The following is a 17,600-nucleotide window of genomic DNA, read 5'->3' as shown; positions in this document are numbered from 1 at the left end:
CCGCCGCCACCGGGCAGGCTGTCCATCTCGGGCATGCCCGCCATGGTGCCGGTGGAGACATCCATCCACAGCTGGACTTTGGGGGCCTTGGTGGTTTGGGCCTGGGCGCCCAGGCTGGCGATGCACAGGCCAACGGCCAGGCAGGCGGGGGTCAGGACGAAGCGCAAAGAGGTCATGGGGGTCTGCTCCAGGAGATACATGGATCACCCGGCAAACCATCGTGGGCCACAGGGCGGCACTTTCGCCGCCCTGTGAAGAGGCCTTGCGGTCAACCCGGGTGTGTTGAACGCAGCGCAGTGTAGGCCCCGCACAGACGCATTTTGCCTGCGCAAGTTACCTGTGGAAACCGTTTGTGTGCGCTATTTCACGCATGTTTGCGCGGCGACAGCGCCGCGCCCCGGACCAGCGGTCGATCAGCCGCGCAGGCGGTCGATCAAGCCATTCAAAGCTTCGAGCGAGCCAAACTGAATCGCCAGCTCGCCCATGTCCTCCACCCGGCCATGACGCTTGACGCGCTTTTTCACGCGCACCTCGACCTCGGCCATGAGAAGGTCCGAGAGTTCTTCTTCCACGCGCTTCATGTCGCGCGACTTTTCCTTCTGAGGCTTTTGCGGCACCAGGCTGAACTCGGCGCCGATCTTCTTGACCAGGGCCTCGGCCTCACGCACCGACAGCTTCTTGGCCGCGATCTGGTTGCCCGCCGTGATCTGCGCAGCGCGGTCCAGCGACAGCAGCGCGCGCGCATGGCCCATGTCGATGTCGCCCGCCATCAGCATGGTCTGCACGGGCTCGGCCAGGTTCAACAGGCGCAGCAGGTTGCTGGCCGCGCTGCGCGAGCGGCCCACGGCCTGCGCGGCCAGCTCGTGCGTGAGGCCAAACTCCTTGACCAGGCGCTGCAGGCCATGGGCTTCTTCCAGCGGGTTGAGGTCTTCGCGCTGGATGTTCTCGATGAGCGCCATGGCGGCCGCCGACTCGTCGGGCACGTCGCGCACCAGCACCGGCACCTCGGCCAGGCCCGCCAGGCGCGAGGCGCGGAACCGCCGCTCGCCCGCGATGATTTCGTACTTGCCGGCGTTGTCGCCACCCGTGAGGCGCCGCACCAGGATGGGCTGCATGATGCCCTGGGCCTTGATGGATTCGGCCAGCTCGTACAGCGCACCCTCGTCCATGCGCGTGCGGGGCTGGTACACGCCGGGCACCAGTTCGGAGAGCGGCAGGCTGCTGGGCAGCCCGGCTTCGGCCGCCTGGGCCTGCTCCACTTTTTCTTCGACCTTGGGGCCCAGCAGGGCTTCCAGGCCTCGGCCGAGGCCCTTGGGTTTTTTGGTGACCATGAAATGCGTCTCGCGAAAGGGAAAAAGGAATGGGAAGAATCAGCGGTCGATGATGACCAGCGTGCCATGGCTGCCGGGCGCGACGGCGTGGGGCACACCCGCGGGCACGATGAACACCTCGCCCGCGTTCACCTCGGTGACCTGCCCTTGCAGGTCCAGGCGCATGCAGCCGTCAAGCACCAGCAGCGCCTCGTCAAAGTCGTGCGACTCGTCGGGGTAGGCGGCGGCGTCCATGCGCAGCACCTTGAGGTTGGCGCCTGCGGCCTGGCCCACGACCGTGGAGCTCCAGGCGCGGGGCAGTTGCTCGGCGATGGCGGACAGGTTGATTTTGGTCATGGGTCAGAAGCACAAGTATTTCAAAACGTGGGGCGGCCCACCGCACGGCCCACCCCACGGCGCCTCTTGCGGCTGCGCCACAAACGAAGCCATACACCGAATGCGATGGCCAGCAGCACCAGGGCCAGCATGAACTGCCCCAGCGCGCCCACCACCACGGCCCCGCTGGGCAGCAGCCAGGCCAGCACCAGCTGCAAGGCATCGACCAACCCGTAGGCATCGACGGGGCGCCGCCGGGTTGCGGGGACAGCATCCGGTGCAGTGACGTCTGCGGTCACCGGCGGGCGCTTGCGCCACAAGGCCCAGCGGCTCATGCCGGGTTGGCCAGCTGCATCAGCCAGCCATGCCCCTCGTCCCAATCGCCCAGACCCGATTCGGCATTGATGTGGCCGCGCTCGCCGTAGTCGACAAAACGCGCGCCCCAAGCCTGCGCCAAACCCTCAGCGCGCTCCAGGCTGCAATATGGATCATTGCGGCTGCCCACCAGCAGCGCCGGGAACGGCAGGGGTTTGCGCGCAATGGGTGCCCAGCCGTGGATCTGCGCGGCCAGATCGGGCCGCTCCACGTCGCCCGGGGCTACCAGCAAGGCGCCCAACACGCGATGGGCGTTGGCCGAATGGACGGCCCACCAAGCGGTGAGAACACAGCCCAGGCTGTGCGCCACCAGCAACACGGGGCCGTCGGCATCGACCACGGTTTCTTCCAGGCGCGCCGACCAGTCACCGCGCAGCGGGCGCATCCAGTCGTGCTGCTCCACGCGCTGGTAGCCGTGCACAGCCTCCCAGCGGCTTTGCCAGTGGTCGGGGCCAGAGTTCTGCCAGCCGGGCAGCAACAGGATGTTGGATGCCTTCATTACTATCAATTTAATAGCTGTTAGCGCTTGTCCATCAAGCGCCAGGTGCCATTTTTGCCATAGAAGGTGCAGCAGCAGGCATGTTTTTCACGCGGTCCACCATCTCTTGTGCAAACTCGACAAACGCCTGGCTGCCCTTGGCCGCCGGGTCAAACACCACGCCGGGCAAGCCGTAGCTGGGCGCTTCGGCCAGGCGCACGTTGCGCGGGATAACGCTGTTGAACACCTTCTCGCCAAAGTGGCCCTTGAGCTGGTCGCTGACCTGCTGCTGCAGGGTGATGCGCGGGTCGAACATCACGCGCAGCAGGCCGATGATCTGCAGGTCGGCATTGAGGTTGGCGTGCACCTGCTTGATGGTGTTGACCAGGTCGGTCAGCCCTTCGAGCGCGAAGTACTCGCACTGCATGGGCACGATCACGCCGTGGGCGCTGCACAGGCCGTTGAGGGTGAGCATGCTCAAGCTGGGCGGGCAGTCGATGAGCACGAAATCGAAGTCGGTATCGGCCTCGGCCAGCGCGGCCTTGAGGCGCTTTTCGCGGTGCTCCAGCGCCACCAGCTCCACCTCAGCACCCGCCAGCTCGCGGTTGGCGCCCAGCACCCAGTAGCCACATTTTTCCGACAACACGGCCGCCTCTTTCACCGAGGCGGATTCGAGCAGCACGTCGTACACCGTGAGGTCGAGGCTGCGCTTGTCCACGCCCGAGCCCATGGTGGCGTTGCCCTGCGGGTCCAGGTCCACCATCAACACGCGCTGGCCGATCTTGGCCAGGCCCGCAGCAAGGTTGACGGTGGTGGTGGTCTTGCCAACGCCACCCTTTTGGTTGGCAACGCAGAAAATTTTGGCCATGTGGGTGTTGCAGTCCGTTTTGTGGTTGTCGTTGTCGTTGTTTTATTTGGAGATGGCGAGCTTGATGCCAAAGCCGATCAGAAAGACGCCCGCCACCTTTTCCAGCACGCGGCCGATGCGCGGGTTGGCGCGCATGCGCTCGGCCAGGTGGTGCGTGAGCAGCACGGCGACCAGTCCATAGATAAACGTCAGCACCGCCACCGTCGCCGCCATCACGCCAAAGGTCAGCAAGCCCTGGTGCCGGGCCGGGTCCACAAACAGAGGGAAGAACGCCATGTAAAACACGATGGCCTTGGGGTTGAGCAAGGTGATCAGGCCGGCCTGTTTGAAGTAGTGGCGCGGCTGGATGTTGAGGATGGGTTGCGCGCCGGGCTTGGCCGTCAGCATCTTGAAGCCCAGCCAAGCCAAGTAGGCCGCGCCCAACCACTGCACTGCATTGAACGCTGTGGGGTACGTGGCCAGCAGCGCCGCCACACCGGCCACCGCGGCCCACATCAACACCTGGTCACCCGCGATCACCCCCATTGTGGCCGCCAGGCCTCCCCGCACGCCGCCCTTGCTGGTGGAGGTGATGAGCGCCAGATTGCCGGGGCCCGGAATGAGCAGGAACAACACAATGGCGGCGACAAAGGCGCCGTAGTCTGCGATGCCGAACATGCTTAGGACTTCCGCAAATAAGGATGCAACGACGGTACGTGCTCTTGTGGCAGGAGGCACGCCCGATCCGGTTTTGCGTAAGTCATGATGATCTCTCCCGGTGTGCTGGACGGGTGCGCAGATGGATGCACCCGAAGTGAGGTGCCGAGTTTACGCGACCACCCCGCCCCGGCCGCTGACAAGCTAGCGGCCGACGATCAGACCGGCTTCATCCAGATGATGCAGCGCTCGGCGTCGAGGCCTGGGACGGTGAGCTGTTCCACGTGAAACACCGACACATCGGTGGGCAGGGCCGTAATTTCATCCTCGGGGTGCTTGCCCTTCATGGCCAGCCAGACCCCGTGCGACGCCACCAGCGCGGCGCGCGACCAGGTCACAAAGTCAGGCAAAGAGGCAAAGGCGCGGCAGCTGATGATGTCGAAGGGGGTCGTCAGCGTCTCGACCCGCGCGTGCACGCCATGCAGGTTACGCAGCTTCAGCGCCACCGCCGCCTGCTGGATGAACGCAGCCTTTTTGCCCACGGTGTCTACGCAGCTCACATCCACTTCCGGACAGCAGATGGCAAACACAACACCGGGCAAACCTCCGCCCGAGCCGACGTCGAGCAAGCGCACAGCGTGGTGGCCCTTCCCTGCAAGCACAGCAACATGGCGGCGCAGCGGCGGCACAGCGGCAAGGCTGTCCAGCAGATGGTGCGTCATCATCTCCTGCGGATCGCGCACCGAGGTCAGGTTGTAGACCTTGTTCCACTTCTGCAGCAGGGCCAGAAAATCCATCAACAGGGTGATCTGGGCGTCGGTCAGACCCAGGGCCAAGGCATCGGCCCCTGCGTGCAGCTGTTGGCGCAAGCTGTCGTTTGTCACTGCCATCGTCATGCCGCCACTTCCCCCTCTGCTTTGGCAGCCGCAGCCACCGCAAACTCCTTGAACCCGCCCTTCTTCAAATGCACCATCAGCAGCGAGATCGCCGCCGGCGTGATACCCGTGATGCGCGAGGCGTGGCCCAGGGTTTCGGGCCGGTGGCGACTGAGCACCTGGCGTGCCTCGATGCTCAGGGCGGTGACTTGCATGTAGTCCAGCTCGGCTGGCAGGCGCAACTTTTCAAAGTGCGCGGCGCGCCCCACCTCATCTCGCTGCCGATCGATGTAGCCCGAATACTTGGCGGCAATCTCTACCTGCTCCACCACGGGTTCGCTCAAATCACCCAGCGTTTCACGTGAAACATCGTTGGTCGCGTATTTGCCACCATCCATGGACATCAGGTTGGTGTAGTTCACGTCCGGGCGGCGCAGCAGTTCGAACAGGTTGTATTCATGCTCGATGCTCTTGCCCAACACCCGCTCGGACTCCGCCGCTGGCAGGCTGCGCGGGTTCACCCAGGTAGCTTTCAGGCGTTCTGTTTCACGTGAAACAGCATCGCGCTTGCGGCTGAACGCATCCCAGCGCGCATCGTCCACCAGGCCCATACGGCGCCCCACTTCGGTCAGACGCATGTCGGCGTTGTCCTCCCGCAGTTGCAGGCGGAACTCGGCCCGGCTGGTGAACATGCGGTAGGGCTCGGTCACGCCCTTGGTGATCAGGTCGTCCACCAGCACGCCCAGGTAGGCCTCGTCGCGGCCAGGCAGCCAAGGCGCGTCGCCCCGGCACTGCAGGGCGGCGTTGATGCCTGCGAACAGGCCCTGGGCCGCCGCCTCTTCATAACCGGTGGTGCCGTTGATCTGCCCTGCAAAGAACAGGCCCTGGATCTGCCGCGTCTCGAAGCTGCTCTTGAGCGAGCGGGGGTCAAAGTAGTCGTACTCAATGGCGTAGCCGGGGCGCAGGATGTGCGCGTTCTCCAGCCCCTTCATGCTGCGCACCAGCTCGTACTGGATGTCGAATGGCAGGCTGGTGCTGATGCCGTTGGGGTAGAACTCGTGCGTGGTCAGGCCTTCGGGCTCCAGGAAAATCTGGTGGCTGTCCTTGTCGGCAAAGCGGTTGATCTTGTCTTCCACACTCGGGCAGTAGCGCGGGCCCACGCCCTCGATCTTGCCGGTGAACATGGGGCTGCGGTCAAAGCCGCTGCGGATGATCTCGTGCGTGCGTTCGTTGGTGTGCGTCACCCAGCAAGGCATCTGGCGCGGGTGCATTTCTGCGTTGCCCATGAAGCTGAACACGGGCACCGTGCCCTCGTTCACACCACCGGGCATGCCGTCGCCGGGCTGCTCAGTGCACTTCGAGAAGTCGATGCTGCGCCCATCCAGCCGGGGCGGCGTGCCGGTCTTCAGGCGGCCCTGGGGCAGCTTCAGCTCCTTGAGGCGTGCCGAGAGCGACACGGCAGGCGGGTCACCCGCCCTGCCCGCCGCGTAGTTGTTCAGCCCCACGTGGATCTTGCCGTCGAGGAAGGTGCCCGCCGTCAGCACCACGGTCCGCGAGCGGAACCGGATGCCCACCTGCGTGACGGCGCCCACCACGCGGTCGCCCTCCACCATCAGGTCGTCAACCGCCTGCTGGAACAGCCACAGATTGGGCTGGTTCTCCAGCATGCGGCGGATGGCGGCCTTGTACAGAATGCGGTCGGCCTGCGCCCGCGTGGCCCGCACGGCGGGGCCTTTGGAGCTGTTGAGGATGCGGAACTGGATGCCACCCTCGTCCGTGGCCAGCGCCATCGCCCCGCCCAGCGCATCCACCTCTTTCACCAGGTGGCCCTTGCCGATGCCGCCAATGCTGGGGTTGCAGCTCATCTGGCCCAGCGTCTCGATGTTGTGGGTCAGCAGCAGGGTTTTGCTGCCCATGCGCGCAGCGGCCAGCGCGGCCTCGGTGCCTGCATGGCCACCGCCGACAACGATCACATCAAATTCCTGGGGGTACAACATGGGAACACTCCAGGGCCTGGCGGGCCCGATAATCAAAACACCCGGTGCGCTAGGGTGCCCTGTCAAAGGCGCCGCATGCCGGCCCTGCTGGTGGTGGGCGCACTTGGCGCCCCAGCAGGCAACCCGCGATTTTCCCACTTTGCGCAGGCCGTGTCTGTTTCCAGCCCCCTCACCCTCTTCCTGACCGAGTTGCTTGGCGTCCCGCCTCCGGCCGTGGAGACCTGGTGGGTACGCGCCGAACGGCGCTTGCTGGAACGTGGCCAGCCCCTGCTGCGGGCGGGCGAACACTGGCGGCACCTGTGGTGGGTGGAGCGCGGCGCGCTGCGGCTGTACTACCTGGACCGCGACGGCGCAGAGTCCAACAAGAACTTCTTTCTGGACGGCGCCCTGTGCTGGCCCATCACTCCCACGCTGCGCCATCAGCCGGTGATGTTTCACGTGGAACCACTGGAAGACAGCGTGGTGTGGGCGCTGCACTTGCCCGTCGATCCAGGTGAGCCGCTGCCCAGCGCGGGCTGGGCACCCTGGGCCGCGCTGGAGCACCGGGTGCTCTGCGCGCTGCTCGACGGCAAGATGCAGCGCGAACAGGAGTTCTTGCAGCTCAGCGCCCGCCAGCGCTACGCCAGTTTGCTGGAGCAGCACCCGCAGTGGGCGGATCGCATCGCCCTCAAACACCTGGCCTCGTACCTCGGCGTGACCGACGTCTCGCTGTCGCGCCTGCGCAGCGAGATGGGGCTTATCAAAGGATAAGGCGCGGGGTGCGAGGCATCGGCAGACTGCGGGCATCGTTCTACATGCCCGCCATGACCACCATCCCACGCCCCCACAACCCGCCGCCTGCCCTGCTCGTCCTCATCCCGCACGCCCTCGCCGTGTTGTGGCTCGGCCTCATGGCCGGGTTCTTCGGCACCTACAGCGCCAACGTCAACCTGGCCATGTTGCAGATGGACGGCGCCACCTACGCCACCGTGCAGTCCGCCTTCAACCGCAACGTCCGGCACGCCCTGTTCTTTGCGCTGTTCTTTGGCCCACCGCTGTGGTGCGCGCTGGCCGTGGCTACGGCCTGGCGTGAACACCGCGCACTGTGGTGGCGCCTGCTGGCCGTGGTCGGCGTGGCCTACCTGCTGGGCATTGTGTTCTTCACCCAGCAGGTCAACCTGCCCCTGAGCTACACCACAGAAGCCTGGAACCCCCAGGCCCTGCCCGCCGACTGGGCCAAAGTGCGTGACCAGTGGAATGCCGCCAACCTGTGGCGTGCGCTGCTCAGCCTGGGTTGCTTTGCCACAGCGCTGGGGACGCTGGTGGGGCGGCTTGCCGGTCGCGGCACGTAGATCGCTACATCCGCCCCGAACACCGTGCAGCCACACCACGGAATAACCCTGCCCGGCCTGCCTCGCTTGCAGGATTCCTGCCGCACGCCTGTGATTCAATCGCAGGCACCATGCCACACACCACTCCCTCCCTCCTCATCTTTGCCGGCAGCACGCGCCAGCAATCCTTCAACCGCAAACTGGCCCACGCCACAGCCGCCATCGCACGCGACGCGGGCGCCACCGTCACGCTGCTGGAGCTGTCCGAGTTCGACATCCCGCTGTACAACGCCGACCTCGAAGCCCAGGGCACGCCCGCCAACGTGATCCGGCTCAAGGAAATCCTGTGGCAGCACCCCGCCTGGGTCATCTGCTCGCCCGAGTACAACGGCAGCTACACCGCCCTGCTCAAGAACACCATCGACTGGGCCTCCAGCCCGGTCAAGGGCAACCCTGACTGGCAGGACGGCGGCAAGAGCTTTCGCGGCAAGGTGGTGGGCATGCTCAGCGCGTCGCCGGGGGCACTGGGCGGCCTGCGCTCGCAAAGCCACCTGGCCCCCTTGCTCATCAACGCCGAATGCTGGCTGGCGCCCAAGGCGTTTGCGCTGGGCTCGGCGGGCAGCGCGTTTGACGACAGCGGCGCCCTCATCCAGCAAGCCCACCGCGACCGCGTGCGCGCCGTGGTCGACCAGGTGCTGTGGGCATCCAGCCGCCTGCACGGCGACGCTGCCGCTGGCCAGTGAACACCAAAATTTGAGTCAAATTGGCCTCTAGCGCTTGCCCGACAAGCACCAGAAGCTACAAAAACAATAGCAATCACCCATGAACTGCCGCCCCGGCTGCGGCGCCTGCTGCACCGCCCCCTCCATCAGCTCGCCCATCCCGGGCATGCCGCAGGGCAAACCTGCGGGGGTGCGGTGCGTTCAACTGGGGGACGATACGCGCTGCCGCATTTTTGGGCAGCCTGAACGACCGGCGGTGTGCGGCGGGTTGATGCCGTCGGTGGAAATGTGCGGAACCAGCAATGGGCAAGCACTGGTGTATCTGACGCAGCTGGAGCGGCTGACGCAGCCGGAAGACGTATAGGAGTCTTGCCATTGCTGAACCGTCTGCCCCGTCTGATTGGCTAGCCAAGGTGAGGTGGCTTGGGAGGCGTGTCGAACATCGACAGAATCTTCTGTGGCGACAAATTGCTTTGGTCTCGTCTTCTGTTGTCCAAGAGTACCGCCGGAACATAGAGGGTCTGGACTGGAGTTGTCGGCACAGGGCCTGGCTGCGGAGCAAGAAGAACTGAGGGGATATTCGTCTTCAATTGATTCAAGGCATCTGTCTCACCGGCAAGTAGGAGCTCTTTTTCTATTCGATCTAGTTGCACCCGTGCCTGAGCAAGATGCTCCCGACCAGCAACGGCGTTTCCAGCCTGGAACTCCGCCTCGGCTTTCTCGACGAGAGGAAGCAGCCGTGAGATTTGCCCCGGTACGCCCAATCGGCGCTCAGCCCTCACCAACGCCCCCGCGGGCGGAGCCGCGTCACTAAGCGTCCGTTTGATCACGAAGTCGGAGAACTCCTTGCCATCCTTGACCAGATAGTCGATGCCTTCACGGAACGATCCATAGGCACAGATTCCTGCATACAACGCCCCCGCAACGGTAATCCACCCTTTGAGCGAACCTTCTTCAACACGGAGATCAATAAGCACCTCATTTTTGAAGTGCTCCGACGCAGAAAGCGCCGCGACATAGAGAAAGTACTTTCGCGCAACATCCAACTTTTCAGGAGATGCATCGGTCTTGAAATGGACATAGGTCTGAGCCAACGTCGTCAAGGGTTTTCCAGGCTGGAGATTTGCAAGCGCGTCCATAGATCGGGCGAAGAGGCGTGAATACGTGAAATGCAATTGCGGACTTATACAGTAAGCGCCGACTGCTATCAAACTAAAAGCGGCACCCATGACACTGGAGTCCGTCACAAGGCGCTGTCTTATCCCGTCTAACTGAATACAGCCGAAAGAACAGACTTTCGAACACACCCCTTCAGTCACCGACAAGCCACCCCAAACAGTCGCCACCAGACCGCCATGCCAACCACAGCCACCACCCCCTTCACCACCCTGCGCCCCCGCCTCTTTGGCATTGCCTACCGCATGCTGGGCGTGCGCGCCGATGCCGAGGATGTGCTGCAGGACGCCTGGCTGCGCTGGAGCCGCCAGGACCTGGCCGCGCTGCAGTCGGCCGAGGCCTGGCTGGTGACGGTGGTCACGCGGCTGTCCATCGACCGGCTGCGCGCGCTCAAGGCCGAGCGTGAGGCCTATGTGGGCTGGTGGCTGCCCGAGCCGCTGGTGCAGCTGCACGACCCCGCCACCGGCGATGCGCAGCACCACCAAACGCCCGAGGCGGCCGCCGAGCTGGCGGGCGAGCTGTCGGTGGCGTTTCTGTATGTGCTGGAGCGCCTGGGGCCCGAGGAGCGCGCGGCATTTTTGCTGCGCCAGGTGTTCGACTACGACTACCCCGAGATCGCCGCCCAGCTGGGCAAAACCGAGGCCGCCTGCCGCCAGATGGTGCACCGCGCCAGCGAACGCGTGCAGCAAGCGCGCACACGCTTTGAGGTGCCCCACGCCGTGCACCACCAGTTGCTGCAGCGTTTCATGCTGGCCGCCAAAAGTGGCGACCGCAGCGCCATCGAGGCGCTGCTGAGCGAAGAGGCGCAGCTGATTGGCGACGGCGGCGGCAAGGTGCCGTCCTTCCCCAAGCCGTTGGTGGGGCCGTTTCGCATTGCCAACCTGTACTGGGCGCTGTTTCGCCGCCTGGGAGCGCAAGTGGCGTACCGCATGGCGCTCATCAATGGCGAGCCGGGACTGCTGCGCTATGTGGATGGCCAACTTGAATCGGCGCAGGCATTTGTGACGGACGGGGAGCGGATTATGGCGATCTATGCAGTGCGCAACCCGGACAAGCTGGCGGGCATTCCGGCCACACTTGGGTGAAATCTCTTGAGGATTTTTGGCGCCCCGTGTCACAGCGGCAGACCTGGCAACGTCTAAGCAGTATGAAAGGCAGCAACACCACCGCCGCCTTCATGCCCACGGTTTTTCTACCCCGAACCATTGCCACCTACATCCAAGGAACCGCCATGTCATCGACCACCCAACACACCGCCCGCCTGCCCTATCACAAGCTGTCTTCCAAAGCCTTCATGGGCCTGGTGAGCCTTTCCGAAACCATCAAGAAGGGCCCGCTGGGCGCGCGCCTGGCCGAGCTGGTGTTTCTGCGCGTGTCGCAGATCAACGGCTGCGCATACTGCATGGACATGCACTGGACCTACCTGGTCAAGGACGGCATGGACCCGCGCCACCTGAACGCCGTGGCGGGGTGGCGCGAGGCGCCGTTCTTCGGCGAGCGCGAACGCGCCGCCTTCCGCTGGGCCGAGATCATCACCGCCACGCCCCACAGCGATGCGAGCGACGAGGAATACGCCAAGCTGCAGACGGTGTTCAACGAAGCGGAAATCTCCGAGCTGGGCTTTGCCATTGGCGCGATCAATGCGTGGAACCTGATCAACGCGGGCATGCGGGCGCCGATTCCGCAAGCGGGCTGAGTACAGGCGCAGGGCTTTTGCGCAGCGCGACCCCTGGCATTACTCGATTGACGATCTGGCATCGCTCGGCCAGACTCGTCGCCACTGATGGGCCGCTGGTTCTGCGGGCGGCAATGGCCATATTGGCGCCCTGGGCAGCCCCTGCCCACCTTCGAGAAAGCCCCATGAAACCCCTGCACCGAGCCACCATCGCCCTGATGGCAACCCTCGCGGCTGCCACCTGCGCTGCCCAATCCCCCACCCAGGCCATCTCCACCGCGCGCCAGGCTGACCGCATCACCTGGACGGCAGCGGCCCCCCACGGCGCCGCCAAGCTGCGGCTGGCGCGCCCGGATGGCACGGTCAGCGACCTGCCGTTTGCGCGCGGCCCCGTGGTGCTGGAGCCCCAGCGTGCAGGGCTGGCCGATGGCCGCTATTTTTATGAATTGAGCCTGGAGCCCCCTGCGGCCATGGACCCCGCCCAGGCCCAGGCCACCCTGCAGCAACGCATCACGGCGGGCTCTTTCGTGGTCATTCAGGGCCAGTTGGTGGTGGATGCGACCGAGCCAGGCGCCCCTGTGCTGCCCACCAAGACCGGCACCACCTTCACCACCAAGGACCAGGTGGTGGCCGACGACCTGATCGTGCAGGGCAGCCTGTGCGCGGGCTTAGATTGCGTCAACAACGAATCCTTTGGCTTTGACACGCTCCGGCTCAAGGAGAACAACCTCGGTATCCATTTCGACGACACCAGCGTTGGCGCCTTTCCGGCCAACGACTGGCGGATCCGGGTCAATGACACCGCCTCGGGCGGGGCCTCGTATTTCACGGTCGAAGATGCCACGGCCAACCGCCAGGTCTTCACCGTCAGTGCTGGCGCCCCCAGCAACAGCCTGTACGTCAGCTCGACGGGCCGGCTGGGCCTGCGCACTGCCACGCCGGTGCTGGACGTGCACACACTGACCGGCAACACCCCCGCCATTCGCCTGGAGCAGTCGTCGGCAGGCGGCTTCACGGCGCAGACCTGGGACATTGGGGCCAACGAGGCCAACTTCTTCGTGCGCGACGTCACCAACGGCTCGCGCCTGCCCTTGCGCATTCGCCCCGGCGCGCCCACCAGCAGCCTGGACATTGCGGCCTCCGGCGCAGTGGGCATAGGCACCGCTTCGCCCGGCGCGGCGCTGCACGTCCGGCGCACCGATGGCACGGCCCAGGTGCTGGTGCAGGAAACCAGCGGCACCACCGCCCCGCGCACGCTGCTGAATCTGGCCAACAACGGGCCTGCCGTGCTGCGCTTTACCACGGCACCGGCCACGGGCTGGGACATGACATCAGGCACCGCGCTCACGCTGGCGACCCAGGGCGCTGGCACCCCCCAGTTCACGCTGGCGGCCAACGGCAACCTGGCCATCACCGGCACCCTGAGCACAGGCTCCAGCCGCACGCTCAAGACCGGCATCGAGCCGGTCAATGGCGCCGCCCTGCTGGAGAAAGTGCTGGCCCTGCCGCTCTACCACTGGCGCTACAAATCCAGCCCCACACAAGAGCGCCACGTCGGCCCCATGGCCGAAGACTTCCGCAAGATCTTCCAGCTGGGGCAGGACGACAAAAGCCTGGCCCCCGGCGATCTGGCCGGCGTGACCCTGGGCGCCGTGCAGGCGCTGGCCCGCAAGGTGAACGAGCGCGAGGCAGACATCGCCGCGATCCGGGCCCGCATCTCCCTGCTCGAAGCGCAGATGGCCCCAACGGGCGCGCCGGGCGCTTCGGGCGTGCCCACCAAGACCGCCACGCCCGCAGCACGCTAGGGATTGCCAACATGCCTGCCCACCATTGCTTGCCCCTCCTGACCAGGCTGCGGCCGCGCGCTGCCACCCTGGTTGCCGCCACCCTGGCATCCCTGCTGAGCCCACCCCTCGTGCACGCACAAACCGGCAGCGAAGTGCAGCCCCCCACCATTGCGGCGCGGCTTCAGGCCACCCGGCTGGAGTGGACCCCCACCGCACCCCATGGCCGCGCCGTGCTGCGCATCGCCCGCGAGGGCGATGCGCCCCAGGACCTGGTGCTGTCCGGCCCGCTGGTGTTGTCGCTGCAAGACCATCCCTTGCCCGACGGGCGCTACACCTACGAGTTGACGCTGGCCCCCACCACCGCTGCCGTGCGGCCCGACGATGCAACCCCCGTGGCGGCCAACCCCGTGGGCGCCTCGAGCGCTGCCGGGCCCAGGGGCGCCATGCTGGCCGGCAACGTGTCGGTGGCGGGCGGTGCGTTTGTGCTGCCACCCGCACTTTTGCCCCCGGGCGAAGGGGATACAGCCGACGGCCCCGCCGCGCAGTCCGCCCCATCTTCAAAGGCCGCCCGCACCCTCCGCCTTGCCACCAAAGACCAGTTGGTCGCCGACGACCAGATCGTGCAAGGCAGCATCTGCATGGGGTTTGACTGCGTCAACAACGAGAGCTTTGGCTTCGACACCCTGCGCCTGAAGGAAAACAACCTGCGCATCAAGTTTGAAGACACCAGTGCGGGCGCGTTTCCCGGCAACGACTGGCAGATCATCGCCAACGACAGCGCCAGCGGCGGGGCCAGCTACCTCGGCATCGACGATGTCACAGGCAGCTTGACCCCCGTGCGCTGGCTGGCCGGTGCGCCCGCCAACAGCCTGGTTGTGGACCCACAAGGGCGCGTGGGGGTGGGCACCGGCGTACCCGTGCTTGATCTGCATGTGCTGTCCTCCAACACCCCGGCGCTGCGACAAGAGCAGAACAACACCGGCGGCTACACAGCCCAGACCTGGGATGTGGCGGGCAACGAAGCCAATTTCTTCGTGCGCGATGTCACCGGGGGCTCCCTCCTTCCCCTGCGCATCCGGCCGGGGGCGCCACATGCCAGCGTTGATATTGCGGGCAACGGCAGCGTCGGCCTGGGCACGCCGCGCCCTGCTGCCCCGTTGCACCTGCGGCGCGCGGACGGCAGCGGAGCCCTGCTGGTGGACAACACCAGCGCCACCGCCCTGCCCCGCGTGCAGATGGAGCTGCAGAACAACGGCGCCATCGCTGCGCGGCTTGCACATGGCACAGGCACCGCATACTGGACGCAACACGCTACGGCTTCGGCCTTCAGCCTGGCGCCCAGCGGCAGTGGCAACAATGCGCTGTCGATGCAGGCAGGTGGCGGACTGGTGGTGGCCGGCACCCTCAGCCAGGGCTCCAGCCGCACGCTCAAACACGACATCAGCCCGGCCCCGGTCCATGCAGTCCTCGGCGAAGTGTTGAACCTGCCGCTGTATGCCTGGCGCTACCTGAGCGATCTCAACGCCAGCCTGCACCTGGGGCCCATGGCCGAGGATGTACACCAGCGCTTTCAGGTGGGCGCCAGCCCCCGGACGCTTGCGCCCAGCGATGTCGCCGGCCTTGCGGCCGCCACGGTCCAGGCCCTCCACCAGAAGCTGGCCGCCAAGGATGCAGAACTCATGGCCCTGGCCGAACGCCTTTCGGCCCTGGAGCAGCAGCTCGCGCGCAAAAACGGGGGCGCGCGATGACGGCCCGCGCAGCGCAGGCACTGCGCACCGGGTTGCGCCGGTTCACCACATGGATCGGCGTTGCCAGCCTGGTGCTGTGGGCTGCCAGCGTCGCCGCGCAGGACATCACCGTCACCCCGTCCAGCATTCCCACACCGGCGCTGGGTGTGCCCTACAGCGTGACCTTTGTCGGCAGCGATGGCGTGGCGCCCTACCAGTTCCTCGTCAGCGCAGGGCTTCTTCCGGCGGGCCTGAGCCTGTCGGGCACGGGCGATCTCACGGGCACGCCCACCAGCTCGGCGCCCTACAGCTTCACCATCACGGTGTCCGACGCCCTGGGGCGCGAGCTGGACCTGCTGGGTGCAGGCACCGTGACAGGTGCGCTGACCATCACCCCTCCGCCCGTGCTGGTCGCGAACACCGCCTACAGTGGACAGATCCAGGTCACCGGCGGCACCGGCCCCTACACCTTCACCGTGAACTCCGGCCCCCTGCCCCCGGGCATGACCTTGGGGCCCAACGGCCTGCTGAGCGGAACACCGACCACACCGGGGCTCTATGTCCTGGTCATCCAGGTCACGGACGCCAACGGCCTGTCCTCCACCATCACACTGAACCTCCAAGTGATGGCCCTCTCCACGGGAATTCCGGTGAACGATCCATGGATGCTGGTGCTGGCGGCGCTGGGACTGGGCTGGCTGGGGCGGCGCCAGATACGGCAGCAGCAAGGACGCGGGCGCTGATAGACCGGGCAGGGCCCCAGGGCACAGGAATTTGAAAAAAATTCGGCCCTGGCGCTTGATGGATGGACTTAGAAAGCTATTATTTCCATAGCATTCACAAAAAGCGCAACACCTGTAGCCTGCCTGACAGACCCGCCCGCCCTACCGCCCTACAGTGGGGCCTCCTACCCTCACCATCGGAGACACCCCATGCTTAACATCCCTTCGCTGCAAGAAGGCGTCAGCCCCGAAGAATGGCAGCTGCGCTGCGACCTGGCCGCGTGCTACCGGCTCGTTGCGCTGTACGGCTGGAGCGACTTGGTCTTCACCCACATCAGCGCCAAACTGCCCGAATCGGTGTCGGGTCCGGGCGAGCACCAGTTCCTCATCAACCCCTACGGCCTCATGTTCGACGAGATCACGGCATCGAGCCTGATCAAGGTGGACATGCAGTGCAACAAGCTGCACGACTCGCCCTTCCCCGTGAACCCGGCCGGTTTTGTGATCCACAGCGCGGTGCACGAGGCCCGGCCGGAGGCGGGCTGCGTGCTGCACACCCACACGCGTGCCGGTGTGGCCGTCAGCGCGCAAAAAGGTGGCGTGTTGCCCATCAGCCAGCAAAGCACCTTTGTGCTGGGCTCGCTGGCGTACCACGCGTACGAGGGCGTGGCCTTCCGCGACGAAGAAAAGCCACGCCTGCAGGCCGACCTGGGCGAGGCCAACTTCCTCATGCTGCGCAACCACGGGCTGCTCACCGTGGGCAAGACGATTGCCGACGCGTTCCTGTCGATGTACACCTTCGAGAACACCTGCCGCATCCAGATCGACGCGCAGGCAGGTGGCGAGTTGATCGCCGTAAACCCCCAGATCGTGAGCGGCGTGGCCCAGGCCATGCGTGTGCAGACGGGCGGCCTGGGTGGCGCATTTGCCTGGCCCGCGCTGCTGCGCAAGGTGGAGCGCGACCTGCCAGGCTGGAATACCTGAGACGTCCTACAGCCCCCGGCAGCGGGCGCACCAGAAGGCCTTGACGGTGTCAACGCTGATGCCGAGGGTGACCACAAGGCCGATCTGGTTGTGCGCGTTGAGCGGGAGGGTGCCTGGAAAGATGGGCCACCCTTTGCCAGTTGGGCCGTTGTGCAGGAGTGACCGCATGATCGTCTGGGATGCGACACCTAAAAAAGTCGGAGCGGGCTCAATGCCCTGCAAGGCATGACTTCTCAGCTCTACGCGGGACGCGCCTGGATTTCTGCAGCGGTCGCAGGTCGCAATTGCTCTGGTAGTAGCGCGAGCTGCCCAATAGTTCTCCCCAATGCGTCGCAAAATTCAACCTCGTACGCTAAAACAGGTTCGGCGTATACATCAATCACAGCCCCAACCATACCCGCACGCAACCCCTCTTCTGGTATGTCACGTATCAATGTAACCACATCAAAAATTGAAAGCGCCACGATATTCCTCACTTCACGTATGCAGTTGCAAGCCTAGGTGTCACATCCCGGACGATTGCATAGACTCCAAACGCTATCCACTCTTCATGGCGCGAGCGGTTCTAAAGGAGTTGATAGAGTCCTTGCAATCCACCCAGGGAGTGAAGCCATGTTGATAG

Annotated in this window: 20 protein-coding genes; 10 read left to right on the top strand and 10 right to left on the bottom strand. The window is 65.3% G+C overall.

Annotation, left to right across the window (positions count from 1 at the left end):
• Window positions 1-413 precede the first annotated feature (413 nt).
• The 8 genes from NFX52_RS24450 to mnmG form a co-directional block, all read right to left on the bottom strand.
• Window positions 414-1,331 (bottom strand): ParB/RepB/Spo0J family partition protein, encoded by a 918-nt coding sequence (locus NFX52_RS24450; RefSeq protein ID WP_055402181.1) that lies wholly within the window; start codon window positions 1,329-1,331, stop codon window positions 414-416.
• A 39-nt stretch (window positions 1,332-1,370) separates the two neighbouring features.
• Entirely contained in the window at window positions 1,371-1,667 is a 297-nt protein-coding gene (locus NFX52_RS24445; protein ID WP_055402183.1) for a cupin domain-containing protein, read from the bottom strand.
• Between the two features lie 20 nt (window positions 1,668-1,687).
• A complete protein-coding gene (locus NFX52_RS24440) occupies window positions 1,688-1,981 on the bottom strand; it encodes a hypothetical protein (RefSeq protein ID WP_055402185.1) in 294 nt (97 codons plus the stop codon).
• Window positions 1,978-2,520: an RBBP9/YdeN family alpha/beta hydrolase gene (locus tag NFX52_RS24435; RefSeq protein WP_055402187.1), complete on the bottom strand. Its 543-nt coding sequence runs from the start codon at window positions 2,518-2,520 to the stop codon at window positions 1,978-1,980. Before NFX52_RS24435 ends, NFX52_RS24440 begins: the two co-directional genes overlap by 4 nt.
• A gap of 34 nt (window positions 2,521-2,554) precedes the next feature.
• On the bottom strand, window positions 2,555-3,367 hold the full coding sequence (locus NFX52_RS24430; protein ID WP_055402189.1) for a ParA family protein: 813 nt from the start codon (window positions 3,365-3,367) through the stop codon (window positions 2,555-2,557).
• A gap of 42 nt (window positions 3,368-3,409) precedes the next feature.
• Window positions 3,410-4,024, bottom strand: coding sequence for a LysE family transporter (locus tag NFX52_RS24425; protein WP_055402191.1), 615 nt, complete (start codon window positions 4,022-4,024; stop codon window positions 3,410-3,412).
• A gap of 197 nt (window positions 4,025-4,221) precedes the next feature.
• On the bottom strand, window positions 4,222-4,899 hold the full coding sequence (rsmG, locus tag NFX52_RS24420; protein WP_055402193.1) for a 16S rRNA (guanine(527)-N(7))-methyltransferase RsmG: 678 nt from the start codon (window positions 4,897-4,899) through the stop codon (window positions 4,222-4,224).
• Complete coding sequence (mnmG, locus tag NFX52_RS24415; protein ID WP_055402195.1) at window positions 4,896-6,875, bottom strand: tRNA uridine-5-carboxymethylaminomethyl(34) synthesis enzyme MnmG; 1,980 nt, start codon at window positions 6,873-6,875, stop codon at window positions 4,896-4,898. The genes rsmG and mnmG overlap by 4 nt, the downstream gene beginning before the upstream one ends.
• Window positions 6,876-6,950: 75 nt before the next feature.
• On the opposite strand from mnmG, the gene NFX52_RS24410 reads away from it, so the two are divergent.
• From NFX52_RS24410 to NFX52_RS24395, 4 genes are all read left to right on the top strand, one after another.
• On the top strand, window positions 6,951-7,625 hold the full coding sequence (locus tag NFX52_RS24410; protein WP_238385787.1) for a Crp/Fnr family transcriptional regulator: 675 nt from the start codon (window positions 6,951-6,953) through the stop codon (window positions 7,623-7,625).
• Window positions 7,626-7,678: 53 nt separating this feature from the next.
• Window positions 7,679-8,206 carry an anthrone oxygenase family protein gene (locus NFX52_RS24405; protein WP_252635857.1) on the top strand — a complete coding sequence of 176 codons (528 nt, stop codon included), beginning with the start codon at window positions 7,679-7,681 and terminating at the stop codon, window positions 8,204-8,206.
• A gap of 110 nt (window positions 8,207-8,316) precedes the next feature.
• Window positions 8,317-8,928, top strand: a complete 612-nt coding sequence (locus NFX52_RS24400; RefSeq protein ID WP_055402197.1) for an NADPH-dependent FMN reductase — start codon at window positions 8,317-8,319, stop codon at window positions 8,926-8,928.
• 79 nt (window positions 8,929-9,007) lie between these two features.
• Window positions 9,008-9,271, top strand: coding sequence for a YkgJ family cysteine cluster protein (locus tag NFX52_RS24395; RefSeq protein ID WP_055402199.1), 264 nt, complete (start codon window positions 9,008-9,010; stop codon window positions 9,269-9,271).
• Window positions 9,272-9,311: 40 nt separating this feature from the next.
• On the opposite strand, the gene NFX52_RS24390 is transcribed toward NFX52_RS24395, so the two are convergent.
• Entirely contained in the window at window positions 9,312-10,046 is a 735-nt protein-coding gene (locus tag NFX52_RS24390) for a hypothetical protein (protein WP_156358874.1), read from the bottom strand.
• 216 nt (window positions 10,047-10,262) lie between these two features.
• Here NFX52_RS24390 and NFX52_RS24385 point away from each other — a divergent pair, with 216 nt between their 5' ends.
• The 6 genes from NFX52_RS24385 to NFX52_RS24360 all read left to right on the top strand — a co-directional run bounded on the left by NFX52_RS24385 (window position 10,263) and on the right by NFX52_RS24360 (window position 16,978).
• Window positions 10,263-11,168 carry an RNA polymerase sigma-70 factor gene (locus NFX52_RS24385; RefSeq protein WP_252635856.1) on the top strand — a complete coding sequence of 302 codons (906 nt, stop codon included), beginning with the start codon at window positions 10,263-10,265 and terminating at the stop codon, window positions 11,166-11,168.
• Window positions 11,169-11,314: 146 nt separating this feature from the next.
• Window positions 11,315-11,779, top strand: a complete 465-nt coding sequence (locus tag NFX52_RS24380) for a carboxymuconolactone decarboxylase family protein (RefSeq protein WP_055402220.1) — start codon at window positions 11,315-11,317, stop codon at window positions 11,777-11,779.
• A 164-nt stretch (window positions 11,780-11,943) separates the two neighbouring features.
• Window positions 11,944-13,563 (top strand): tail fiber domain-containing protein, encoded by a 1,620-nt coding sequence (locus NFX52_RS24375; protein WP_207402122.1) that lies wholly within the window; start codon window positions 11,944-11,946, stop codon window positions 13,561-13,563.
• Window positions 13,564-13,574: 11 nt separating this feature from the next.
• On the top strand, window positions 13,575-15,293 hold the full coding sequence (locus tag NFX52_RS24370; RefSeq protein WP_055402207.1) for a tail fiber domain-containing protein: 1,719 nt from the start codon (window positions 13,575-13,577) through the stop codon (window positions 15,291-15,293).
• A complete protein-coding gene (locus tag NFX52_RS24365; RefSeq protein WP_055402209.1) occupies window positions 15,290-16,015 on the top strand; it encodes an Ig domain-containing protein in 726 nt (241 codons plus the stop codon). Before NFX52_RS24370 ends, NFX52_RS24365 begins: the two co-directional genes overlap by 4 nt.
• 189 nt (window positions 16,016-16,204) lie before the next feature.
• Window positions 16,205-16,978, top strand: coding sequence for a class II aldolase/adducin family protein (locus NFX52_RS24360; RefSeq protein ID WP_055402211.1), 774 nt, complete (start codon window positions 16,205-16,207; stop codon window positions 16,976-16,978).
• Between the two features lie 239 nt (window positions 16,979-17,217).
• Here NFX52_RS24360 and NFX52_RS31135 read toward each other — a convergent pair whose 3' ends face one another.
• Window positions 17,218-17,421 (bottom strand): DUF4926 domain-containing protein, encoded by a 204-nt coding sequence (locus NFX52_RS31135; RefSeq protein WP_353848496.1) that lies wholly within the window; start codon window positions 17,419-17,421, stop codon window positions 17,218-17,220.
• Window positions 17,422-17,600: the final 179 nt, after the last annotated feature.

This window comes from Acidovorax facilis (assembly GCF_023913775.1).
Classification (GTDB): domain Bacteria; phylum Pseudomonadota; class Gammaproteobacteria; order Burkholderiales; family Burkholderiaceae_C; genus Acidovorax; species Acidovorax facilis.
This window is presented reverse-complemented; position numbering and strand designations above follow the sequence as displayed.